Source organism: Ignatzschineria sp. RMDPL8A, from assembly GCF_029815055.1.
Lineage (GTDB): Bacteria > Pseudomonadota > Gammaproteobacteria > Cardiobacteriales > Wohlfahrtiimonadaceae > CALZBJ01.
In genome coordinates, this window is the sequence record NZ_JAPPWA010000002.1 from 592,234 (window position 1) to 616,719 (window position 24,486).

General features: G+C 46.0%; 22 protein-coding genes. 17 read left to right on the top strand and 5 right to left on the bottom strand.

Features of this window, described 5'->3' with window-relative positions; all coding sequences use genetic code 11:
- Window positions 1-7: 7 nt before the first annotated feature.
- The gene (lepA, locus tag OXI21_RS04315; RefSeq protein ID WP_279618333.1) at window positions 8-1,798 is read right to left on the bottom strand and encodes a translation elongation factor 4; all 1,791 of its coding nucleotides are present in this window, start codon (window positions 1,796-1,798) and stop codon (window positions 8-10) included.
- A gap of 171 nt (window positions 1,799-1,969) precedes the next feature.
- Window positions 1,970-3,901 carry a DUF805 domain-containing protein gene (locus OXI21_RS04320; RefSeq protein WP_279618334.1) on the bottom strand — a complete coding sequence of 644 codons (1,932 nt, stop codon included), beginning with the start codon at window positions 3,899-3,901 and terminating at the stop codon, window positions 1,970-1,972.
- A gap of 207 nt (window positions 3,902-4,108) precedes the next feature.
- On the opposite strand from OXI21_RS04320, the gene OXI21_RS04325 reads away from it, so the two are divergent.
- The gene (locus OXI21_RS04325; protein WP_279618335.1) at window positions 4,109-6,997 is read left to right on the top strand and encodes an insulinase family protein; all 2,889 of its coding nucleotides are present in this window, start codon (window positions 4,109-4,111) and stop codon (window positions 6,995-6,997) included.
- Between the two features lie 112 nt (window positions 6,998-7,109).
- Here the strand turns inward: OXI21_RS04325 and cysE are convergent, their stop codons facing one another.
- Complete coding sequence (gene cysE / locus OXI21_RS04330) at window positions 7,110-7,943, bottom strand: serine O-acetyltransferase (protein WP_279618336.1); 834 nt, start codon at window positions 7,941-7,943, stop codon at window positions 7,110-7,112.
- The gene (locus OXI21_RS04335; protein ID WP_279618337.1) at window positions 7,940-8,695 is read right to left on the bottom strand and encodes an RNA methyltransferase; all 756 of its coding nucleotides are present in this window, start codon (window positions 8,693-8,695) and stop codon (window positions 7,940-7,942) included. The genes cysE and OXI21_RS04335 overlap by 4 nt, the downstream gene beginning before the upstream one ends.
- A 79-nt stretch (window positions 8,696-8,774) precedes the next feature.
- Between OXI21_RS04335 and OXI21_RS04340 the strand changes: the two genes are divergently transcribed.
- The 16 genes from OXI21_RS04340 (at window position 8,775) to recO (ending at window position 23,578) form a co-directional block, all read left to right on the top strand.
- Window positions 8,775-9,059: an accessory factor UbiK family protein gene (locus OXI21_RS04340; RefSeq protein WP_279618338.1), complete on the top strand. Its 285-nt coding sequence runs from the start codon at window positions 8,775-8,777 to the stop codon at window positions 9,057-9,059.
- Window positions 9,060-9,172: 113 nt separating this feature from the next.
- Window positions 9,173-9,904: a UMP kinase gene (gene pyrH, locus OXI21_RS04345; protein ID WP_279618339.1), complete on the top strand. Its 732-nt coding sequence runs from the start codon at window positions 9,173-9,175 to the stop codon at window positions 9,902-9,904.
- Between the two features lie 180 nt (window positions 9,905-10,084).
- Window positions 10,085-10,642: a ribosome recycling factor gene (gene frr, locus OXI21_RS04350; RefSeq protein ID WP_279618340.1), complete on the top strand. Its 558-nt coding sequence runs from the start codon at window positions 10,085-10,087 to the stop codon at window positions 10,640-10,642.
- Between the two features lie 7 nt (window positions 10,643-10,649).
- The gene (locus OXI21_RS04355) at window positions 10,650-11,363 is read left to right on the top strand and encodes an isoprenyl transferase (RefSeq protein WP_279618341.1); all 714 of its coding nucleotides are present in this window, start codon (window positions 10,650-10,652) and stop codon (window positions 11,361-11,363) included.
- Between the two features lie 9 nt (window positions 11,364-11,372).
- Entirely contained in the window at window positions 11,373-12,182 is an 810-nt protein-coding gene (locus OXI21_RS04360) for a phosphatidate cytidylyltransferase (protein ID WP_279618342.1), read from the top strand.
- Window positions 12,183-12,261: 79 nt separating this feature from the next.
- Entirely contained in the window at window positions 12,262-13,440 is a 1,179-nt protein-coding gene (gene dxr / locus OXI21_RS04365) for a 1-deoxy-D-xylulose-5-phosphate reductoisomerase (RefSeq protein ID WP_279618343.1), read from the top strand.
- A gap of 2 nt (window positions 13,441-13,442) precedes the next feature.
- A complete protein-coding gene (gene rseP / locus OXI21_RS04370; RefSeq protein WP_279618344.1) occupies window positions 13,443-14,870 on the top strand; it encodes an RIP metalloprotease RseP in 1,428 nt (475 codons plus the stop codon).
- Between the two features lie 304 nt (window positions 14,871-15,174).
- Window positions 15,175-17,523, top strand: coding sequence for an outer membrane protein assembly factor BamA (gene bamA, locus OXI21_RS04375; RefSeq protein ID WP_279618345.1), 2,349 nt, complete (start codon window positions 15,175-15,177; stop codon window positions 17,521-17,523).
- 34 nt (window positions 17,524-17,557) lie between these two features.
- Complete coding sequence (locus OXI21_RS04380) at window positions 17,558-18,241, top strand: OmpH family outer membrane protein (RefSeq protein ID WP_279618346.1); 684 nt, start codon at window positions 17,558-17,560, stop codon at window positions 18,239-18,241.
- Window positions 18,228-19,274 carry a UDP-3-O-(3-hydroxymyristoyl)glucosamine N-acyltransferase gene (gene lpxD / locus OXI21_RS04385; protein ID WP_279618347.1) on the top strand — a complete coding sequence of 349 codons (1,047 nt, stop codon included), beginning with the start codon at window positions 18,228-18,230 and terminating at the stop codon, window positions 19,272-19,274. The genes OXI21_RS04380 and lpxD overlap by 14 nt, the downstream gene beginning before the upstream one ends.
- A gap of 4 nt (window positions 19,275-19,278) precedes the next feature.
- A complete protein-coding gene (fabZ, locus tag OXI21_RS04390; protein ID WP_347815487.1) occupies window positions 19,279-19,746 on the top strand; it encodes a 3-hydroxyacyl-ACP dehydratase FabZ in 468 nt (155 codons plus the stop codon).
- 1 nt (window position 19,747) lies between these two features.
- Window positions 19,748-20,536: an acyl-ACP--UDP-N-acetylglucosamine O-acyltransferase gene (gene lpxA, locus OXI21_RS04395; RefSeq protein WP_279618348.1), complete on the top strand. Its 789-nt coding sequence runs from the start codon at window positions 19,748-19,750 to the stop codon at window positions 20,534-20,536.
- A complete protein-coding gene (gene lpxB / locus OXI21_RS04400) occupies window positions 20,505-21,701 on the top strand; it encodes a lipid-A-disaccharide synthase (RefSeq protein ID WP_279618349.1) in 1,197 nt (398 codons plus the stop codon). Before lpxA ends, lpxB begins: the two co-directional genes overlap by 32 nt.
- Before the next feature lie 29 nt (window positions 21,702-21,730).
- Complete coding sequence (gene rnhB, locus OXI21_RS04405; protein ID WP_347815509.1) at window positions 21,731-22,306, top strand: ribonuclease HII; 576 nt, start codon at window positions 21,731-21,733, stop codon at window positions 22,304-22,306.
- Between the two features lie 69 nt (window positions 22,307-22,375).
- On the top strand, window positions 22,376-22,846 hold the full coding sequence (mlaD, locus tag OXI21_RS04410) for an outer membrane lipid asymmetry maintenance protein MlaD (RefSeq protein ID WP_279618351.1): 471 nt from the start codon (window positions 22,376-22,378) through the stop codon (window positions 22,844-22,846).
- 12 nt (window positions 22,847-22,858) lie between these two features.
- Window positions 22,859-23,578 carry a DNA repair protein RecO gene (recO, locus tag OXI21_RS04415; protein WP_279618352.1) on the top strand — a complete coding sequence of 240 codons (720 nt, stop codon included), beginning with the start codon at window positions 22,859-22,861 and terminating at the stop codon, window positions 23,576-23,578.
- An 89-nt stretch (window positions 23,579-23,667) separates the two neighbouring features.
- Here the strand turns inward: recO and OXI21_RS04420 are convergent, their stop codons facing one another.
- Entirely contained in the window at window positions 23,668-24,486 is an 819-nt protein-coding gene (locus tag OXI21_RS04420; protein WP_279618353.1) for an ABC transporter permease, read from the bottom strand.

Genomic DNA, 24,486 nt, shown 5'->3' on the forward strand with positions numbered 1-24,486 from the left:
GGGCGGACTATTCGTCCACCTTGAGAACCGCTAAGAACGCCTCTTGTGGGATCTCAACGCTGCCCACTTGCTTCATGCGTTTTTTACCCTCTTTCTGTTTCTCAAGCAGTTTGCGTTTACGGCTCACGTCCCCTCCGTAACATTTCGCGGTCACGTCTTTACGGAGCGCGCGAACGTTGGTACGGGCGATAATTTGCGAGCCGATTGCCGCTTGTACCGCAATTTCAAACTGCTGTCTTGGAATCAGTTCACGCATTTTTTCAACCAATTTACGGCCTTGATACGCCGCATTATCACGGTGAGTAATCAGCGCAAGGGCATCGACTTTTTCGCCGTTAATTAAGACATCCACCTTCACAAGATTCGCCGCCTGATAACGGATAAATTCATAATCAAAGGAAGCGTATCCGCGCGAGACTGATTTAAGTCTATCGAAGAAGTCTAGCACCACTTCGCTCATGGGGAGCTCAAATTTAAGTTGAACTTGATTTCCGGCATAGACCATATCGAGTTGTACGCCGCGTTTTTCCATACAGAGTTTCATGATGTTTCCGATAAACTCTTGCGGGGTTAAGATGTTCGCGAGGATAATCGGCTCACGAATTTCATCAATATGGGTCTGCTCAGGCAGGCCATCCGGATTATCAACATAGACTACTTCACCGTCGGTACGGAGCACTTCATAAATCACCGTTGGTGCTGTGGTAATGAGATCAAGATCGTATTCACGCTCGAGACGCTCTTGGATGATCTCCATATGGAGCATTCCAAGGAAGCCGCAGCGGAAACCAAAGCCTAACGCTTGCGAGGTTTCAGGTTCAAAGTGGAGCGATGCGTCATTGAGGCGAAGGCGTTTTAGCGCTTCACGCAGATCTTCATAATCTTCAGAATCCACAGGGAAGAGCCCTGAGAAAACACGTGGTTGTACAGTTTGGAATCCGGGAACGGCTTTATCGGCAGGATTTCGGTCAAGGGTTAACGTATCCCCAACCGGCGCGCCATCGATATCTTTAATTCCCGCGATCACAAAGCCTACTTGACCCGCGGAGAGTTGCGGAAGATTTTTACGCACAGGGGTAAAAACACCAACGTGATCCACATCGTGGGTATCTTTCGTGCTCATAACGCGGATGCGGTCGCCGGCTTTGAGCGTCCCATCAAAAATTCGCACAAGCGAAATAACGCCAACATATTGGTCATACCATGAGTCGATAATAAGCGCTTTTAATGGTGCATCCGGATCGCCTTTCGGTGCCGGAATTTTTTTGATCATATCTTCAAGAACATCACGTACCCCAAGGCCTGATTTCGCTGAACAGCGTACCGCGTCAAGGGCTTCAATGGCGATAATATCTTCAATTTCTGTTGCAACGCGATCAGGATCAGCGGCGGGAAGGTCAATTTTATTGAGAACTGGAATCACCTCGAGCCCCAAATCAATGGCGGTATAGCAGTTCGCAACCGATTGCGCTTCCACCCCTTGAGCAGCATCAACAACAAGTAGTGCCCCTTCACAAGCGTAGAGCGAGCGCGATACTTCATAAGAGAAGTCGACGTGGCCGGGGGTATCGATAAAGTTTAAGTGATAGGTTTCGCCATTATCTGCTTTGTAGTCAAGAGAGACACATTGCGCTTTAATGGTAATGCCGCGCTCTTTTTCAAGATCCATTGAGTCTAAGACGCGATCCTCCATTTCCCGTGCAGAAAGCCCTTCACAGATCGTGATGAACTGATCGGCGAGGGAGGATTTTCCATGGTCGATGTGGGCAATAATTGAAAAATTTCGGATGTTCTTCATGTAATTATTCTATAGAAATAAAAAAGTTAATAAATTAATAATCTCTCGATATTAACAACGTGCATAGGCGAGAATCGATCGGTAATTATAGCATTATATCGAAACAGATGATAAAAAACCGCACGCTTGAAAACTCAAGGAGCGGTTTTTAAAAGTGAGCGACGTTATTTCTTACTCAGTAATCGCTTTTAAGGCGTGATCGCGCTCCGCAGGATCGAGCTTTTTAATGAGTGAAATGCTCTGGAAAAGGTCAAGATCAAATTCTTTCGATTTCAGATCGTAATCGCGAATGATCGACGGAGTTAAGAGCGATAAAAGCATTACTACTAAGATAAAACCACCGCCATAGACAAGGTCCTTATCGGAATCCCTCGGCGGGGTGCCTGATGGGTTTTCCACTGGCGTTCCTGGAAGAGCAAGGAGCGCTCCAAGCAGTAAAATATTGGTTAAATAACTTAAATAAAAGACGATGCGATAATTTTTATAAAAGGTTTGGAAATTGGGGGCTTCCGCCATTTTTTGATTGAGAGAATTGAGGGTATACCGGGTTTGTTGTGCAAATTTTGGATGCATCAACTGAATGCTGTATGCTGCTTTTTCGATATAGTTTAAGTTTTTCTGGCGCAGATCATCATAACGATGGGAAAATTCCGCCGCCCCAAAGACTAATAGGGGAATTATCAGTAAAAATGCAAGTGATGGTGAGCGGTTAAGGTCGCGTAGGCGCTGGATTACAAAGGTAACAAAGGCGCTTGAGAGGAAAAAGAGGACGAGCGCGGACACAATAATGGTTAATCCTGTAGGAAGACCAATGCTTTTCCCGGCACTATTGAGTACAACATTTAAGACGCGGTCGGTAAAAAAGACCATCACCAGCACGCACATCATGCGGATAAAAAATGAGAGGCGTGAGGCACGTTTTGATGAGTTAAAAAACGCGTAAAATCCTGGAAAGCCAGAGCGGGTTTCATCTTTATAGATAACGTTATCGGCTTTTCGGGTGCGCGTTTTCGGGCGCTGCGCCTCTTCGGAGGGGTAACTGACTAATTCTAAATCAGAGACACCTGAGAATGCGGCTGCCATCTTTGGTGAATGGAGTGATACCTTCTCTTTCGTAGGTTCTGATTCGTTACTTTCAGGCATCGCTAAGAGTTCTAGATCAGAAAGATCAATGTTAGAAGTTTTCAAGACGGTGGCACCCACCTGTTTTTTGGAGGGGGTTTCTTTTTCTACCTCTTCAGGTGCTTTTTCCGCCTCTTTGGCTTCTTTTTCTTTGGCTACCGTGGCTTTTAGGGTCTCTAAATCCATAGAGAGGAAATCGTCATCGATGCCGGGTATTTGAGTGTCGCCGTTTTTTTTACGACTACTTTCACTGCCATTTTCTTTAAATGAAGCAAGCACTTCTTGAGCGCTTGGGACAGGCGTTGTGGCGTGAGCATTTCGATCAGCACTGTGATCAACGGCTGCGCGAGACACGGAAGGGCTTTTAGTTTCTACAGGAGGCTTTTGATGGGAGTGATCTTTTTCGATCGATGCATCAAGCAGTTTTTCAAGATCTTCAAGGGAAGGAATCTCCGCCTTTGGTGACGATTGGGTTGGCTTCATAGAAGCCTTAGAATGACTCGGGTCGCGGTCCATGCGTTGGGTCTCGTTATCTAATTGTGTTGAGGGTTTGTCGGTTGATTTCGTCGGAAGTGTAGTAGACACTTTGGAATCCGAGATGATTTTACCATCACTGCCTGTTTTTTTTGCAGAGTCTTTGATTTTTTGTAACGTATTGGCCGATTTAGTGGCATCAGTGATGGGAGTGGAATTTTTTGATTTTTCAACGACATTTAAGTTAGATGATTTTGATTCATAGTTGACTTCGTAATCAATATCAAGATCGACTAAGCAGTTTGCACCAGCGCGACGAATTGCATCACAATACTCGCTGGCATCAATTTTGCTTATGCCCGATATTAGCGTTTTTTTTTCGCCACGGATAAATTGATCGATCACCTCTTTTGTGCTCAAATCAAGCAGTGAGCTGAGGTCTTTGATGATTTCGTGTCGTGGCTTGTCTTCGGTTAGATCGCCTAAAAAAACAACCCTATATTTCATCGCGCGGAATGCCTTTAAAATTAACTGACATGTAAAGAATGGTTCACAATAAGCTTAAAATTTGTACGTCGGGTGTGGTACGATAATCTATCGATTATTATTATGCCTCGGTACAAAATCGCTGTGGTAAGTATAGCATTTTAACGGCGATAAAACATAACTGTGGCATTGTTGAATCCAATTAGATAACCAAATACGAAGGTAGAGATGACTCAATCATTTTCACTTATTAAAGAAAACTATATTCCGTCACTTAATATTACACTTCAAGAGTTTGTGCATGAAAAAACGAAAGCAAAGCACATCCATCTTGCCTGTGACGATACCAATAATGTCTTTTTAGTGGGATTCTTAACGGTGCCTGAAGATTCGACGGGCGTCGCTCATATTTTGGAGCATACAGCGCTTTGTGGGTCTGAAAAATACCCCGTGCGCGATCCTTTCTTTATGATGATAAGACGCTCTCTTAACACCTTTATGAACGCTTTCACTGCATCGGATTGGACGGCGTATCCCTTTGCAAGTCAAAACAAAAAAGACTTCTACAATTTGCTCAATATCTATCTAGATGCGGCCTTTTTCCCTAAATTAGATTATCTTGATTTTCGTCAAGAAGGGCATCGTTTAGAATTTGAAGAGATGACCAATCCTGAAAGTCCACTGACCTATAAAGGCGTGGTCTTTAATGAGATGAAAGGGGCGATGAGCTCGATTGGATCAGTGCTTTACCACGAAATTACCAAGCATCTCTTCCCAACGATTACCTATCACAACAATTCAGGCGGTGAGCCGAGCGATATTCCGAACCTCACCCATGAGGCGTTAGTGGCGTTCCACAAGAAACATTACCATCCATCCAATAGTGTTTTCATCACTTACGGAAATATGGATCCGGCCGACCACCAAGCGGTGTTTGAGGAGCGAGCCTTAAATCGTTTTGATCATCAAGACTTTGATTTTAGTGTGCCAGATGAGAAGCGTTTCACAGCGCCGATTCGTTATGAAGGGGTCTATCCGCTTCCAAAAGAAGAGCCTTTAGAGAATCAATCGCACGTGATTAATGCGTGGTTATTAAACCCGATTACTGATGCAAAAGAGCTAATGCGCGCGCGTATTTTAGAGGGGGTTTTACTCGATAACTCAAGCTCGCCACTGCAGAAAGTCCTTGAGACGACTGACTTAGGCGCAGCTCCCTCAATGTTTTGTGGGCTTGAAGATGGAACCCGTGAAGCCTTTTTTGCCTGCGGTTTAGAAGGCGCTTCGAGCGATAAGGTTGACGCAATTGATGCGCTCATCACAAAAACTCTTGAAGATGTGAAAGCAAATGGCGTGCCACAAGAAGATATTGAAGCGGTACTTCATCAGCTTGAATTGAGTTCGCGTGAAATTACGGGTGACCGATATCCCTATGGACTTCGCCTCATTGTCGATTGCTTAACGCCGGTATTGCATGGCGGGGAAGCCCTCGATGTGTTGTCGTTTGATGATACGTTAAAACAGATGCGCGAAGAGATCCAAGATCCGCAATTTATTCCAAATTTAATCGATCGTCTGCTGTTAAGTAATCCGCATAAACTGACCTTAACGTTAAACCCAAGTCATACCTTAGCCGATGAGCTCGTTGAGAAGGAAAATGCCCGTCTGCGTGAGCTTGAAACCAGTTTAACCACCGATGAAAAACAAAAAATTATTGACGATGCAGTAGCCCTTCAAGAGCGTCAAGCGCGCGTTGATGATGCCTCGATTTTACCGATGGTAGAACGTGAAGATATTCCGAAAACGCTCGAATTCCCAGAGGTCTCTTATGAGGGCAATAAGGTCTATGCAAAACCGACCACAAACGGAATGACCTATCAAAGTTTAGTGGTGGAGCTTCCAGCGCTAACCGAAGAGGAGATGACGTTACTCCCTTATCTTGATGCGCTCATTACCGAAGTCGGTTGCGGTGAGAATGATTACTTAACCCAACAAGCGAAAGCGGCGCGTGTCACCGGTGGAATCGGGGCGCGGACCATGTATCAACCTCGCAAAAATTCCGATAGTGTGAAAGGCCTTTGGGTGATCTCAGGAAAAGCGCTTCTCGATAATCACAAAGCACTTGCCGAGATTCTAAAAGAGACCTTTTTCACCGCGCGTTTTGATGAAACGAAACGCATCCAAGAGATTCTCGCGCAGATTAAACTCTCTCGCGAACAAGCGATTGTTGGAAATGGCCATGCCTATGCGATGGCGGTTGCAAGCCAAAATATTGCGCCGATCAATCAATTAAGCCAGCGCTTATCGGGTATGCAATCGATTAAAGATTTCCGCGCTTTAGAAGCGAGCGTGAAAGATGAGGCGGCGTGCCTTGCCTTTGGTGAGAAGTTGGCAGCGCTTTTAGTTAAGTTGCAACAATCTCCCTTTGAAGTGGTGACGCTCAATGATTCCGATAATGTTAAATCGATCGCGGATCAATTTGGTGAAACGCTTGCGCATGAGATTGTCGCTGAGTTTACCCCTTTCGAGATCCCGTTTGAATTTAGCGGTGAGAAAGTGAAACTCGGTTGGGCGATCAATGCGCCGGTGCATTACTGCGCGAAAAGCTATAAAACCGTTACCCAAGACCATAAAGATGCGCCGGTATTTAATGTGCTCGCGGCCTTTTTACGCAATGGATATCTCCATCGTGCGATTCGTGAGCAGGGCGGTGCGTATGGGGGCGGTGCGAGTTATAACTCAAATTCAGGTGCGTTTAATTTCTTCAGCTATCGCGATCCTCGTTTAGAAGAGACCTTAAAGGATTTTGATGCATCGATCGATTGGCTTTTAGAGACAGAGCATGAGGCGCTTGCGCTCGAAGAGGCGATTCTAGGAGTGATCAGTGCGATCGATAAGCCTAAAACACCGGCATCTGAATATGGCGATGTCTATTTCATGAAGCATTTTGATCGTACGCCGGATGAAGTACTTAGCTATCGTGCCAATGTGCTCAATGTCACCATTGATGATTTAAAACGCGTTGCGCGCGAATACTTTAGTGATCGTGATACCCATACGGCGGTACTCGGCCCGATCGCAAGCCTTGAAAAGACCGGATTAGAGATTAAACAGCTCTAGTCCTAGCTTAGAAATAAGCCTTAATAATAAAAATCCCTCGTTAGAGTCATTATGAATTATCTAACGAGGGATTTTTTTATGGCGTGATTTTTATGGGCTGACGTTTATGAGGTTAATCGTTTTGCTCTTTTTCGCAGGGACGTTTAGGTTCCTGTGTTTGGTCCGATTGGTCATTTGAATAGTCACCATCGGCGTCATCATGAATGTGTAGACCATCTTCATCGAAGGTGCATTCTTGAATTGTCGGCCACTCAAGATTGAGTTCGATGCCCTGGCGTTTCAGTTCCCCTTTCATTTGGCAAAGCGCAACATCGAGCTTTTCAATATGATTGAGGAGAAAATTGATGGCGTTCGCTTCGGGGTCTTCAATGTCGTGGCTCATACCGTAGGCATTAAAGAGTTTTGCAGCGATCTCTTTTTTAAGATTGGGTTTATCCGGTTTTGAGATGCGCGCAGGAATGCCGACGGCAGTTGAGTTTTCCGGAACCGGTTTAACCACAACTGAGTTTGCACCGATGCTTGCGCCATCTGCGATTTTGATGGGGCCAAGCACTTTTGCGCCTGCGCCGACGACTACATGATTGCCAAGGGTGGGGTGGCGTTTGCCTTTCTCTAAGCTAGTACCGCCCAAAGTGACGCCATGGTAAAGCGTACAATCATCGCCCACTTCCGCCGTTTCACCAATCACAACGCCCATGCCGTGATCGATAAAAAAGCGGCGACCAATCTGCGCACCGGGGTGAATTTCAATGCCGGTCAGAAAGCGGTTCACTGTCGAGAGCCAGCGTGCAATGGTTTTAATCTTCTTTTTCCAAAGCCAATGGTTAATGCGATGAATCCAGATCGCCCATAATCCGGGGTAGGCCATAATAATCTCAAATGAGGTGCGTGCCGCAGGATCGAGCCGTTTAATGTTGGCAATATCTTCGCGAATCGTTTTAATCATGATGAGAGTTTCCTTTGTGTTTCCGTTAAAATCCCGCGCAGAATGTTGATCTCTTCCACGGTCAAATGCGTGCGATTATAAAGAAGGCGCAGTTTACGCATCAAGTGAGTGGAATGCTCAGGATCTAAGAACTCGATTTTAACCAAAGTCTCTTCAAGATGCTCGTAAAATCCCTCCAAAGTTTCAGTGGTGGCAAGTTCTTGCTTTTTATCGGGTTTTACCGGGCGAGGCGCGGCTTCCGTTATCGACAGTTTTTGGCGGAATTCATAACATATCAACTGAATGGCGGCGGCTACGTTGAGGGAATTGTAATTATTTTCGGTAGGGATAAAGATAAGATCGTGGCAATGATCGAGCTCTTCGTTGGTAAGCCCTGTGCGCTCCGTCCCAAAGACGATCGCAATTTTGCTCTCAGGGTTTTGCGCTAAACGCTCTTTTGCACGTATCGCGCCTTCATCAAGAGGAATCGGGGGGGCGCTAATATGGCGGGCTCTTGCGGAGGTGCCAAAGACATAATCGCAATCGGCGATCGCCTCTTCAATGGTGTCAACGACAACGGCATTGTCTAAAACATCAAGAGCGCCACTTGCAAGGGCGGTAGCCTCTGGACTGGGGAATTTTTTGGGATTCACGAGGGTTAAATTGTAGATACCCATCACACGCATCGCGCGCGCTGCTGATCCGATATTGCCTGAGTGGGAGGTGTTCATCATGACGATTCGAACCGCATCTAAAGGGGAGGGATTTTTCATAAAAGACCTACGTGTTGTGTTAAAATCAATACTTGAATAAATCCCTGATTATATCAATTTTGCTAGATGGAACGATACTATGCCTAAAAATTTTCTACACGAGTTCGCAAAAAGCGTAACCGACAATCTCCCTGACGGCGTTAAAAATGCTCGTGCTGAGATCGATTACCGCGTCAAAGAGGGCATTGAAAAAGCACTCGCTAATTTTAAATGGGTCAAACTTGAAGATTTCGAACTGCAGCAAAAAATCTTGATGAAAACCCGCGAAAAACTTGAAGCGCTTGAAAAGCGTGTTGCGGTACTTGAAGCCCGCCTTCCTGAGACTGTAAGTGACGAGAAAAGCGAGAACGAAACGGAAGAATAACTGCATCGACTTCGCACAAAGCGTGTTGCTCGCTATTAAAACGGCGGGAAATATATTAAAATTGTAGCAATTTACTTTTGTTACTATCCATATTGAGCTTTTAAGGGGAAACGATGAGCAATAATCCACAATATAAACGCATATTATTAAAGCTAAGCGGTGAGGCTTTAATGGGCGACGGCGACTACGGAATCGATCCGGCAACGATTGGCCGTATCGCAGATGAGATCAAAGCACTCAACCGCATTGGGGTTGAGGTAGGCGTTGTGATCGGTGGTGGAAATATTTTCCGTGGAGCAGGGCTTGCATCGAAAGGTATGGACCGGGTAACGGGCGACCATATGGGTATGCTCGCAACGGTGATGAACTCACTGGCCCTTCAAGATGCGCTCGAACAGCGTGATGTCTATGTGCGCGTGATGAGTGCGATTCGTATCAATGAAGTGTGTGAAGATTATCTTCGTCGCCGTGCGATTCGTCACCTTGAGAAAAAACGTGTGACCATTTTCGCAGCCGGAACCGGTAATCCATTCTTCACCACGGACTCAGCGGCGGCCCTTCGCGCCATTGAAATTAATGCCGATGTGATGTTAAAAGCGACAAAAGTGGATGGTGTTTATACGGCCGATCCGTTTAAAGATCCCACCGCAACCCGTTACGATCATGTGAGTTATACGCGCGCATTAACGGAAAATTTAGGCGTGATGGATGCAACTGCGCTTGTGATGTGCCGTGAGAACGATCTTCCGATTAAAGTATTTAATATCTTTAATGAAGGGGATCTGCTTCGCGTGGTTAATGGTGAGCCCGTTGGGACACTTGTATCGGAATCAGCTGACGCATAATTTGCATTGTTCTCGGTATAAAAAACAGATATAACGACTTGAAAAGGATATCGAATCGCTCCGGCTTTTAGCTAAAAAGAGATGCATCCGGTATCCTTTTATCAGTCAAATAGACAATTTTTAAGACTTTTTTAGATAATTTTAAGATTATTTATCACTTACTTTGGAGTTTAATTAAGCATGGTTAACGATATTATTAAAGATGCTAAAGATCGCATGGGTAAATCAGTTGAGAGCCTTCAACTTGCACTTGGAAAAATCCGTACAGGACGTGCGCATACAAGCCTTTTAGATCACATTGAAGTCGAATATTACGGCTCAATGACTCCTCTTTCACAAGTTGCCAACGTCACCATTCAAGACTCGCGCACTTTAGGGGTATCACCTTGGGAAAAAACCATGGTTGGGCCAATTGAAAAAGCGATCATGGAGAGTGATTTAGGTTTAAATCCTGCGACAACCGGTACCTTAATTCGTATTCCTCTTCCGCCATTAACTGAAGAGCGTCGCCGTGATTTAGTGCGCGTGGTTGGTAGTGAAGTTGAAAATGCGAAAATTGCGGTACGTAATGTACGCCGTGATGCGATTAACACCTGTAAAGATCTTGAAAAAGAGGGTGATATCTCAGAAGACGTATTACGCCGCTCTGAAGATGAAATTCAAAAAATCACCGACAAAACCATTGCAGAGATCGATCAAGTTGCTGCAAATAAAGAAGAAGAGTTGATGGAAATCTAACGAACGGATGATGACAAGCTCAGAGCAACACTGTCGCCATGTTGCGATTATTATGGATGGAAATGGGCGCTGGGCTAAGAAAAATAGTCTAGCGCGCACGCTCGGGCATAGAGCCGGGGCGAAGGCGGTTAAACGGACGGTGAAGGCGGCCATTAAATATGGCGTCGAAGTGCTCACCGTCTATGCTTTTTCAACCGAAAATTGGCGTCGCCCGAAAGATGAAGTGACATTTTTGATGGATCTTTTCATCAAAACGCTCAATAGTGAATTGAGTGAGCTTGCCGATGCGGGTGTGAAACTTGAGTTTATTGGCGACTTATCAAAATTACCTAATGCCGTGCGGGAAAAGCTTCTTGAAGCGAAAGAGAAAACGCAGGATAACGAGACTTTAACGCTCGTGGTTGCCGTTAATTATGGCGGGCGAAGCGAGATTGTCGAAGCGGTAAAATCGTTGTCGCAATCGGTGATAAATGGTGATATGGCCCTTGATGCAATTGATGAAGCGGCGGTGAACGATCATCTCGCTCTTTCTGAGCTTCCCGAGGTGGATCTTTTGATTCGCACAAGTGGCGAGCAGCGCCTGAGTAACTTTTTACTCTGGCAACTTGCTTACAGTGAATTTTATTTTACCGATGTGCATTGGCCTGATTTTGAAGAGACACATTTTAAAGCCGCTCTCGATGAATATTATTGCCGCGAACGGCGCTACGGGGGCCTATAAGGATAGAGAATGAAAGAACGAATTATTACCGGTGCCATCTTAGTGGCGCTGACATTATTAGCCATTTTGTATCTCCCCTTAACCTCCTTTAGCGGCGTGTTGATCATTGTGGGATTAATCGGCATTAGCGAATGGCGCAATATGCTCGGACTCACCGGCACACAAGGCTCGCTCTATTTAGCGGTAAGCTCACTTGTCTTAATTGGCGTGATGTCGCTCTTTTTCTTTGATCTATACGATCTCCGGGTAGCACTTCAGCCGCTAGCATTTATCTGGCTACTGATGCCATTTTTAATGGTGCTTCATTCGCGCCGCCCGATCGGGTTTTTAACCTCGAAGGTATTTCTCATACCCTTTAGCGTGATTTCGCTTCTTGGATTTGTGCTCTCGCTCACCTACCTGAAAGAGTCCGGTGCGGGGCATCTTATTGCAGTGATTTTCCTTGTGGCGATTGCCGATAGTGGCGCCTATTTTGTCGGGCGTAAATTGGGCCGTACAAAACTTGCCCCCTCGATTAGTCCGGGTAAAACCGTTGAAGGGGCGCTTGGCGGCATGGTGCTGGCACTTATTTATGCGACGATCGTATTGATGAGCGCGTCATACGGCGGCATGGATTTAGCGAACGGCTTACTCCTTACCGTCATTGTGGTGGCGGTATCGATCTCAGGGGATCTCTTTGAGAGCGTTGTAAAGCGTCATCGCGGGATTAAAGATAGCGGTAAACTCCTTCCTGGGCATGGTGGAGTCCTCGATCGAATCGATGCATTAACCGCAGCGGCGCCCGTTGTCGTCAGTGGTATGCTCTTAATGGGACTTTAATCGATCGATAGAAAACAAGGCTAGCAGTCGTTTTACGTTTAAGCAGTAATTTTAAGTAGTAACCAATAAAAGAGAGCTCATGAAACAGGTTTCGATTTTAGGAGCAACAGGATCCATTGGCGGATCGACGCTCAAAGTGATTCGCAGTAATCCTGAAATATTTGCTGTGCATTCGGTGGTCGCACATAAAAATGTCGATAAGATGTTTTTAATTTGCCAAGAATTTACCCCGAAATATGCGGTGATGAATGATGAAGAAGCGGCGGATGATCTGCGTAAACTCGTTGCACGCGATGGATTAAAGACTGAAGTTTTAGGTGGTGAAGCGGCGATTGTTTCGCTTGTGAAAGAGCCTGAGATTGATCTTGTGGTTGCGGCGATTGTGGGCGCAAAAGGCCTTGTTTCGAGTCATGCGGCCGTTCTTGCCGGTAAGCGTATTTTGCTTGCCAATAAAGAGTCGCTCGTCGTCGGCGGTACGCTCTTTATGGATGCGGTGAAAAAGCATGGGGCAACGCTTCTTCCGATTGATAGTGAGCACAATGCGCTCTTTCAATGTCTGCCAAAAGATGAGTCGGGCGCGTTTCATTTAGAGGGCGTACGTCAGCTGATTTTAACGGCCTCCGGTGGTCCATTTCGCACTTTTTCTAAAGACGATCTTAAAAAAGTTACCCTGCAAGATGCTTTAAAACACCCGAACTGGGATATGGGTCCGAAAGTGACGATCGATTCTTCGACGTTGATGAATAAAGGGCTCGAGTTTATCGAAGCGCATTTTCTTTTTGATATGCCCGCCGAAAAAATTGAGGTGCTTGTGCATCCTGAGAGCATTATTCATTCGCTCGTTGAATACCAAGATGGTAGCTTTTTAGCACAACTTGGTGAAGCGGATATGGCGATTCCCCTCTCTCATGCGCTTGGCTATCCTGAGCGAGTATTATCGGGAGCGAAACGTCTTGATTTAACTGAGATTGCGACACTTCATTTTGAAAAGCCGGATCTTGTTCGTTTCCCAGCATTGAGATTAGCGAAAGAGGCATTAAGTGCCGGCGCGCCCCATTTGGTGGCATTAAATGGCGCGAATGAGATGATCGTTAATGCTTTTTTAAATGAGATGATTGCCTATCATCAAATTCCTGAATTTTTGGAAACGCTTCTTGAGAGTGTCGAATCCACTGCGCTTGGCAGTGTGGACGATCTGTTGGCGTACGATTCCTATATTCGCGTTAAAACGCGCGAGTTAATTAAAGAGAGTCTCTAATTATGTTTGAGTGGATTGCATCATTTTTTAACTCCATCTTCGGATTTATTGTGTTGATGGGCATCTTGGTGACCATCCACGAATTTGGCCATTTTTACGTGGCAAAACGCTTAGGCTTTAAAATTTTAACCTTCAGAATTGGCTTTGGGAAAGCGGTTTGGAATCGTCATGGAAAGGACGGGGTAAACTATCAGCTCGGGCTGATTCCGCTTGGTGGCTATGTGGAGATGCTCGATGAGCGCGCTCATGAGGTGGCTGCAAATGAGATGCATCTCACCTTTAATGCTAAGCCAATTTGGAAGCGTTTTTGTGTGATTGCAGCAGGACCAGCAGCCAATATTGTGCTCGCATTTGTGCTTCTTTGGGGGCTCTTTATGTATGGCGTTCCAGCGACAAAACCCTATCTTGGCACGCCAACGGAAAATTCGATCTTTGCTGAAGCGGGCTTTCAAAACCGCGATCTTGTAACGAGCGTCAACGGTAAAGAGGTAGTAACACTTGATGATTTTGCCATGAAAATGATCGATCATTTAAATGGCTCGGGGCAGGCGAATGTGACTGTACTGCGCGATAACCGTTATGAGACGCTCTCGATTGATTTAGCTGAACCGATTAAGCTTGATCGCTCTGAAAACATCTATCACGTACTTGGGCTTCGCCTCTATCAGCCAGACCTTGCCGATGCTGATATTCCTGCGCGCGTGGGCTTTATTCTCGATGAGAGTTTAGCGGCCAATAGTGGGATTTTAGTGGGCGATGAGATTGCACAAATTGGCACTGTTCCGGTCAATCATTGGGGCGATCTTGAAAAGGGGCTCAACGCCATTCGCAATAATCCGGCGGTGAGTCAATTTGAGATCGTGGTCAAACGTGGTGCTCAATTTGTCACACTTCCGGCGAACTTAACGGCAGAGCAGAAAGCCGCGCAAAAAGAGCTTAAACTTGGGGTTGGCCTTGGCGGCATTACTCTTGAGGATCTGCCTGAATCGATGCAAGCGGAAATTAAGGGAATGGAAGTGACGCCTCAATATGGGCCCATTAAAGCACTAAAATATGCGGCGATTAAAACCAAAGATGACTCACTGATGATCTTTAAATTTATCGGTCGGATGATTAAAGGGAGTGTCAATGTCAATAATATGGCAGGGCCGGTGACGATTGCCGAAGTTGCTGGGAAAACGCTCAATATTGGCGTCGTCTATTTCATTAGTTTGATGGCAATGTTTAGCATTAACTTAGGGGTGATTAATCTCTTCCCGATTCCTGTTTTAGATGGCGGACGCTTAGTTGGTCTCCTGATCGAAAAGGTGGTCGGGCGCGGTAAAATTCCAGAAAAACTCTCGATGATGACGCTTCAATTTGGGGCGATGCTAGTTCTCTTTTTTATGGGCTTTGTGATTTTAAATGATATTTTTCAATATATCCCTTAGCTATTGTTGAGCAATAGCTGACACCTGCTAAGATTTGAATCTCAGGTAGCACTATAATGATTGATAGGCGTGCAAGCCTTGATTGAAAGAGCCAGCCATGACGGCGTTTAAGTGGGAAGGGCGGTGAGTTTGGAATCTTTTTGCCCTTAATATCCGCTTTAGAGTATACTTAAACAGTTTAAAGTAAATAAAAGAAGCGCTTCCGATAGGAGAGGATTCTTATTGAGAAGACGCAAAAATAGTCTGAGATCCCCGAAAAATAGGGCGATCTTAATGTTTAACCCGTTGAACAGATTGAGCGAGCATGTTTCCACGTAAATTACATACAATTCTCTTCTCGTCGGTCTTACTCTTATCCGGAGTGAGCTACTCTCAAGATTATCAAGTCAATGATGTTCGCGTCGATGGACTTGAGCAACTCGAGCCTGGCGTCGTTTTTGCTGCGATGGGGGTAGATCCCGCTGATCGCACCTACCGTGGTAATACGCAAGCGCTCATTCAAAGACTCTACGCCACCGATCTTTTTGAAGATATCAAAATCGGCCGCAATGGCAATAAACTCATTGTGACGGTGAAAGAGTTCCCGATCATCGATGAAGTGGTGCTTGAGGGCAATAAAGACCTTAAAGATAAACAGATTAAAGATGTGCTTTCGAGCATGAATCTAGCGCCGGGTCGCAGTTATAGCCCTGCTAAAATTCAGCTGATGCGCAACCAACTTCTAAAAGTGTATGAAACCCGCGGGAAATATCACGTCAAAGTCGATGTGGTTGAGAAAAAACTCCCCCGTAATCGTGTGCGCGTGATCTTCAAAATCTCGGAAGGGAAAACCGCTAAAATCCGTGAAATTAACTTCATCGGCAATAACTCCATTAGCGATCGCAAACTGCGCAATCAGATGGGGACCAAGGTTTCGAGCTTCAAAACCATTTTAAGCGGTGGTGATAAATATAATCCGGTCACTATCGATCAAGATTTAGAAAAAATTAACGAGTTTTATCAAAATCGTGGCTTCTTAAAAGTAAACGTCGGTTATTCATTTGCGACGGTGAGCCAAGATCGTGAAGATATGCACGTGGATATCCATGTTGATGAAGGCGAGCGCTATCGTTTTGCCGGCGTTGATGTGGTGGGCAATACCATTATCGATAAAGAAGAGTTACTGAAACTCGTTGAGATCGAGTCCGGTAAGCTCTATAAGAAATCTGATGTGGATGATGCGGTTAAAGCAATTAGCGACCGTCTTGGAAATGATGGCTATGCGCTTGCGCGTGTGAACGCGATTCCAACCATCGATGAAGAGAATAAAACCGTCAGTTTTGCCTTTGCCGTTGATGGTGGGGACCGCTCCTATGTTCGCCGAATTAACGTTGTGGGAAATAGCCGTACTCAAGATGCGGTGTTCCGCCGTGAAATGCGCCAGATGGAAGGCTCTCCTTTTGCCACCAATGATATCGAGCGTTCGCGCGTTCGTATTCAGCGTTTGCCACACATTGAAGCCGTGGACGTTCAGACCGAGCAGGTGAGCAACGATGAAGTTGATTTAACCTATAAAGTGAAAGAGCGTAGCGCGGGATCGGTGCAATTTGGGGTGAGCTATGGCCAGGATTCTAAATTCGGAATCATGGCGGGCTTTAATCAGCCAAACTTCATGGGGACCGGACACGATTTAAGTGTCAATGCGGAAACCGACAAGAGTGGGCAAACCTTCTCAATCGGCTACACCGACCCATACTTCACCAATAACGGTCTAAGCCTTGGGATCGAGCTTCAATACAGCAAACGTAAGCATGACTGGGACGATACCGGTAACTATATCGCCGATGGATATAGTGCGATGCTCAAACTCGGTTATCCATTAACGGAATACACCTCACTGAGCGGAGGGATTGGTTATGAGCGTTTAAGCTTAAGCACAACGCCTGAATCACCGTGGGAAATTACCGAGATGCTAAGTGGTAAATCGTGTGTTCGTGATCCTAGAGATCCTGGGATTTGTGATCGTGATTTAACGCCACGTTATAAAGATCGCCGGAATCTCTATCGTTTCCGCTTTGGAATCGACCGAGACACCCGTGACCGTACCGTCTTTGCAACCTCAGGGACCTACAACTACGCAGGCATCAACGGAACGCTTCCCGGATCGAAAGATAAATTCTACAAATTAATGTATAGCCATAAGAGCTATTTCACCCCATTTACCGATGACGATAACTTCGTATTAGCGCTAAGCGCCGACGTTGCTGCCGGTTACGGATATGGCGGAACCGATGGTCTCCCATTTTATGAAAACTTCTACGCTGGCGGGATTGGCTCGGTACGTGGATTTAGAAGCAGCTCGCTTGGTCCTCGCTTTTCAAATAATGACTCGCGCGGGGGTGCAATGCGCATCAATGGAACCGCTGAGTTAGTGATGAAAGTGCCCGGTCTAGAAGATAATAACAATCTTCGCTGGAGCGCTTTTATTGACGCGGGACAGGTCTTTAATAAACCGGGCGATTATGATCTTGGCGATCTTCGCTATTCCGCAGGGTTAAGCCTTTCATGGTTATCACCATTAGGGCCACTTAACTTTGCTTACTCAACGCCGCTAAACGATAAAGAGCGTGACAAGAAACAGCGCTTCCAATTCACCATTGGATTCCCATTCTAATCAAGGTGTTTATCATTTGGCACAAGGAGAGGGTATGAACCGTTTGCATCGATTGACAGTTGTCACGATCACATTGCTATTTAGCCTATTTCTCGGGAGCCATGCGCTCGCGGAAGAGGCGGTGATGAGTGATCAAGGTGAGGCGGTACCCTCTTTAAATGATGCGGATAATGCCCAGAAAAGCGATAAGGCGGAAAAACCTGAGCCGACGAAAACACTTCCGAAGCGAAATAGTGCTACAAAAGATCCGCTAGGATCGGAACAAAATGGCATTGTCAAAGTCGGTGTGGTCGATACGCATCTCCTGCTTGAGCGTTACGCACAGATTAAAAACGTCAACGATATTTTAGATAAAGAGCTCTTCCCGCTCTATGAATCGCTCCGCAAAAAAGAGAGTGAATTACTGCGTTTGCGGGAAGAACTCCGCTTTGATCGCGAAGAGAATGAACAGCGCAATCTTGAGCGTTCCATCACCAATCTCCAGCGTGAGCTTGAGCGGATGAGTGAAGATTTCCGTCAGGAAGCGAACCTTCGTAAAAATGAAGAGCTCTACAAAATTCAGAAAACCATTAACAACGCTATTCTCGATTATGCCAATCGTAATAACTACGATTTGATCATTGAGTATGGCTTAATCTATTCAAAAGAGGAGCTCAATATTACCGGGCAAATCTTGGAAGAATTGATCAACAAAGAAGAAACGAATGAAACTAAGTGAAATTTTCCAGCACCTTATTGATTCCGGCCTAGACGCGACATTAGTAGGGGAGGCTGACATCGAAATTAACGGTCTTTCGACCCTTCAGCACGGTAAAAAAGGCACCATCTCCTTTTTAAATAATCCACGCTATCGCAAGTTTTTAGAAGAGAGTGATGCGAGCGCCATTTTAGTCAATGAGCGAAACGCTGACGCGGTATCAGGAAGCGCCATTGTGTGCGATGAAACGCACGAAGCGTGGGCTCATATTGCTGAGCTTTTCGATCATGATTATCAATCTTTTAAAGAGACGCACGAAACGGCGGTCATCCATGAAACGGCGAAGGTCGATCCTACGGCGGTGATTGGCGCGTATGCGGTGATCGGGGCGAATACAACCATCGGTGCGGGAACCTATATCGATTCCCATTGCGTGGTTGAACAAGATGTCACCATCGGAAAGGATTGTTATCTATTTTCCCATGCGGTCGTTCGTTACGGCTGTGTGTTAGGGGATCGTGTGGTACTTCACCCTCATGCGGTAATCGGCGCAGAAGGCTTCGGTTTTGCGCGCACGCGTAAGGGCTACATCAAAGTGGCTCAAATTGGACGTGTAGTGCTTCATGATGATGTGGATATCGGATCAGGCACTTCTGTGGATCGTGGCGCGATTGAAGATACGGTGATTGGTAAAGGCTCAAAACTTGATAACCATGTTCAAATTGGGCATAACTGTGTGATCGGCGAGCATACCGTTGTGGCGGGCTATACCGGCATTGCAGGATCAACAACGATTGGTAATAACGCAATTATCGCCGGAGGTGTAGGCATTAATGGCCACATCAATATTGAAGATGGCGTGATTGTCACCGGTGGAACAAAAGTATCGCATTCGCTCAAAAAAGGGCACTCCTATTCATCGCCTGCGCCCATTATGGAAACGCGCGATTGGCTGGTGAATTCGGCGCGCATTAAGCGTCTTGGAGATCTATTTGATCGAGTGAAAGAATTAGAAAAACAATTAGAAAAACAATTGAAAGAGAAAGAGAAGTAAATAAATGGCTACAAACGACAATAAAGTGATTGATATTAACGAAATCATGAAGTTTCTTCCCCATCGTTATCCGTTTTTAATGATCGACCGAGTGATCGATTATGAACCGATGGGTGAGTTACACGCGATTAAAAATGTAACGTATAACGAGCCATTTTTCCAAGGGCACTTCCCAGTTAAACCGATTATGCCAGGGGTATTAATCCTAGAAGCGCTTGCGCAAGCAACGGGCATTTTAGGCTTTAAATCGATGGAAGATCCGGATGCAACCGATGACACGATCTACTATTTCGTTGGCATTGATAAGGCGCGTTTCCGCCGTCCTGTTGAGCCGGGCGATCAATTAGATCTTCGCGTTAAATTTATCAAAGCAAAACGCGGAATTTGGGCCTTTGAAGGCAAAGCGTATGTCGATGGACAAGTGGTTTGCCAGGCAGAAATCATGTGTACACGACGTGAGGCGTTTGATTAATATGACACAAGGAAACATTCATCCCACCGCGATTATCGACGAAACGGCTGAACTCCACGAGAGCGTCATTGTTGGGCCTTACTGCATTGTTGGGCCGAATGTGAAAATTGGCGCGCGTACCGAGCTCAAAGCCCACGTTGTAATCCAAGGACCGACGACAATTGGGGAAGATAATGTCTTTTTCCAATTCTCTTCCATTGGTGATGTGCCACAGGATAAAAAATATAAAGAGGGCGATCAAGTCTTCTTAGAGATTGGCGATCGCAACACGATTCGTGAATATGTGAGCATTAGCCGTGGAACTATCCAAGACCAAGGCTATACTAAGCTTGGCGATGATAACTGGATCATGGCAACTTGCCACATTGCCCACGACTGCATCGTCGGATCGCGCACTATTTTCGCAAATGGTGCTTCGCTTGCCGGTCACGCGGTAATTGAAGACGATGTGATTTTAGGCGGATATACCATGGTGTATCAGCGTTGTCGCGTGGGTCAAGGGGCGATTACCGGCTTCTCATCAGGAATTCATCGCGATGTGCCACCTTTAATTACAGCGGCCGGATATCGCGCAGCGCCTGCTGGCATTAACGCCGAAGGAATGCGTCGTCGCGGTTTTTCAAGTGATGCGATTCGCGCCACGAAAAATGCCTATCGCGCCCTTTATCGTAAAGATTTAAGTTTGGATGATGCCATTGTGGAAATTGAAGCGATTGCCAAAGAGCATCCCCATTTAGATCATTTCATTGAGTTTTTACGTGCAGAGAGTGATCGTGGAATCGTCCGCTAAATCCATTGCCACTTCGGTGGCCTCACAGCCTGTTTTTATGTTGGTCGCCGGAGAGTTATCCGGCGATCTTTTAGGTGCAGGATTAATTAAAGCGCTTAAAGCGGATTATCCGAACGCGAGCTTTTTTGGGATCGGCGGGCCGCTCATGATCGATGAGGGCTTGGAAACGATCGAGCCCATTGAATCGCTCTCCATTATGGGCTTAGTGGAGGTGATTAAGCATCTCCCGAAGTTCCTTAACATTAAAAAGCGCCTCATTGCCGAAGCGAAAACGCGTAAGCCTGCCGTCTTTATCGGAATCGATGCACCAGATTTTAATCTTAGGGTGTCAAAAACGCTAACAAAAGAGCGCATTACGAAAACGGTGCAATATGTCTCCCCTTCAATTTGGGTGTGGCGTGAAGGGCGCGCAAAAACGATTAAAAAATATATTGATCGAGTGCTCTGCCTCTTTCCTTTTGAAGTGGATCTCTATCAAAAATACCGCGTAGATGCGATCTGCGTGGGTCATCGGTTAGGTGATGAAATTCCTCTTGATCCTGATCCTACGGCGGCAAAAAAAGCATTAAATCTTAAAACGGATAAGCCCTATTTAGCGGTGTTGCCGGGAAGTCGAATGGGTGAAATTACTCGACTTTTACCAACCTTTATTGAAAGCATTGGGGCGTTAGCTGAGAAACATCCCGAGCTTCATTTTGTGATTCCGGCGGCCAATGAACCTATCTATGCGGCGATTGAAGATGCGTTATCGAGTCTGCCAACGAGCACTCAACTAAAGGTATCGGTGCGTCAAAGGGAATCGCGGGAAGCGATGGAAGCCTCCGATGCGGTGTTACTTGCGTCAGGAACGGCTTCGCTTGAAGCGATGCTGCTTAAAAAACCGATGGTGGTGGCCTATAAATTTAGTGGGTTTACTGCGTGGCTTGCGCCTAAAATCGTCAATATTCGCCTCTTTTCACTACCCAATATTTTAGCCGGCCGAGAGATTGTGCCTGAGCTTTTCCAAAAGGCAGTGACGGTTGAGAGAATCGTTAAGCTCACTGAAAAAGCGCTCGACCCTTCGCAAAATAGCGCGCTAATTGAGACGTTTTACGCGCTTCATAACACGCTTCGTCTTAACTCAGATCAAAAAGCTGCGCAAGCGGTGAAGGAGCTTATTGAGTGAATTTAGAAATCCCACTGTTTGATACAGAAATGTTTGCCGATTGGCGCATTGCCGGCGTTGATGAAGCAGGGCGTGGGCCGTTATGCGGCGATGTCTATGCGGCGGCGGTGATCTTAGATCCCGATAATCCCATTGAAGGATTGATGGATTCTAAAAAACTTACCGAGAAGAAGCGGTTTGCCCTTCGCGAAGAGATTATGGAAAAAGCGCTCGCTTACTCCATCGCTTCGAGTTCGTTAGAAGAGATTGAAACGCTCAATATTTTACAAGCCACGCTGCTTGCGATGCGCCGTGCGGTGGAAGGACTTGCCATTCAGCCCGATAAAGTGCTCGTCGATGGCAATCAAAATCCTAAGATTCCTCTACTAACCGAATGTGTGGTGAAAGGGGATTCGCTCCATGCGGAGATTAGTGCTGCGAGTATTTTAGCGAAAACCGAGCGTGATTTAGCGATGATTACGCTTGATAAGATTTTGCCCGAATATGGCTTTGCAAAACATAAGGGTTACGGCACGAAAGCGCATATGGAAGCCTTAGAAAAATATGGGGTAACGGAGTATCACCGCCGTGACTTTGCGCCGATTCGCAAACTTTTGGCGAAGTAGGACTTTTTTGAGAAATCATAGTAAACTATTGTGTGATTCTCACAGACGATATGAAGGGATAATAAGTTTATGAAAAATCCACGTTGGTTAGATTTTGTGGTCGGTCTATTTGTGCTTGCCGGCATTTTGTCGTTTGCATGGCTTGGCCTTAATGCGAGCGATACCGGTAGCCGATTTAATAAAAAATACACCGTCTCGGTGAGTTTCGATAATGTGGGATCGCTCAAAATTAATGCGCCGGTGATGATCTCAGGCGTTCGGGTTGGCAAGGTGAAAAGCATTGCGCTCGATACGGAGATTTTTGAGGCGAAAGTGCTGCTCGATATCGATGCACAATATAAAATCCCCAATGATACCAGCGCGGTAATCTATACTGCAGGACTTGTAGGCGAGCAATACGTGGCCCTTGATCCCGGTGGATCGTATGATGATCTGCAAGATGGCGATCGCATTCGTCATTCGCAAGGGGCATTTGTGATGGAGCGTCTGGTAAATCAGCTTCTCACAAGCTTTACCTCCGGCGGGTCAGCGGCGGATTAAGATCGGATAAATATGGTCGATTCGATCATTATCACCCCCGGGTATATCATTCGTAAACAGCCCTATAAAGAACGCGGCTTTATGATTGATCTTCTAACGGAAAAGCTCGGGCGGGTGAAATTATTTTTACAACAGGGAAGAGCTCAAAAGCGCTACAGTGCGAACTTAGAGCTCTTTTCGCGTTCAGAGTGGACGTTAAAACCGGGGCGTACCTTCTTTTTTGCCGATGCGATTGATCTTGAAGAGAGCATTCGTCTTGGCGGGAAATTGATTTGGTCGGGCTATTATCTCAATGAATTACTGCTTCGTCTCTTCCCGGAATATCAGGAAGATGAGGGCTTATATGCAGCGTACGAGCTCGCGCTTAAAGCGCTTGATTCCAACTATCGGATTGAGCCGGCGTTGCGTTTTTTTGAGCGATTATTATTGATGCATCTTGGGATTTTTCCGGATCTGAGTTCCGATCATGAGGATCAAATGATTGAATCCCATCGCACCTATTTTTTACGCCGTGATGAGGGCATTAGCCGATATCCTCGCCATGATGCGTTGCTACTTCCCGGTGGCTTTATTCAGAAAATTGAAGCCGATCTGCCCAATTTTAATCTCAACAGAGAAGAGGCGCGGGCGTATAAAACGATGATGCGCTATCTCTATGAGCCTCTGTTGCAAGGTCGGCCGCTTCAATCTCGGGTTTGGCTACAAAAGCTCTACTATCCGCATAAGTCATAAGCGAGAGTGTCATCAGACACGCGTACAAAAAAAGCCACGGACCTGTATCATCGGTCAACGTGGCTTTTCTATTTTAGGGTTTTTGTAGATTACTCTTTCTCGGCATTACGGCGATCGAGATAGCGATTCTTCTCAATGCGGTGATTGATCATAGTCACCAAGAAAACGCCTGTGGCAATAATGCCGATCATAATGGTTGAAAGGGCGTTAATGTTGGGGCTTACCCCTAAACGCGCTTTCGAATAGATCCAGATCGGTAGCGTTGTCGCGCCAGGGCCGGTGGTGAAGGTGGCGATAATCAGATCATCGAGCGAGAGCGTAAAGGAGAGCAGCCACGCCGCTAATACGCCCGGTAGAATCATCGGCAACGTAATGTAGAAAAAGGTGCGCACCCCATCGGCGCCAAGATCCATCGCCGCCTCTTCAATGTGGCGATCAAATCCGGTTAAGCGCGATTGCACGACGACAATCACATAACACATGGTAAAGGTGATGTGTGCGATCATCATGGTTAAAAAACCAGTATTAATATTGAGGGCTACAAAGGTGAGTCCAAGTGAGCTCCCCATAATAATTTCCGGCATTACCATCGGCGCATAGGCAATTCCTGAAAAGAGGGTTTTCCCGCGGAATCGGCGGAATTTAACCAGTGCAAATGCCGCCATGGTCCCTAAGATTACCGCAAAGGTGGAACTGAAAAAGCCCAATAGTAGACTCGTTTTCGCCGCCTCCCAAATGCCCGCCTGTTTAAAGAGATCGGGATACCATTTGGTGGAAAATCCGCCCCATACGGTGACCAGTTTCGATTCGTTGAAACTATACACGATTACCAAAAAGATGGGAATATAGAGAAAGAGAAGGCCCCCGATTAAGGCGATCCAATTCATTACAGTCATTTTTTTCGTCAT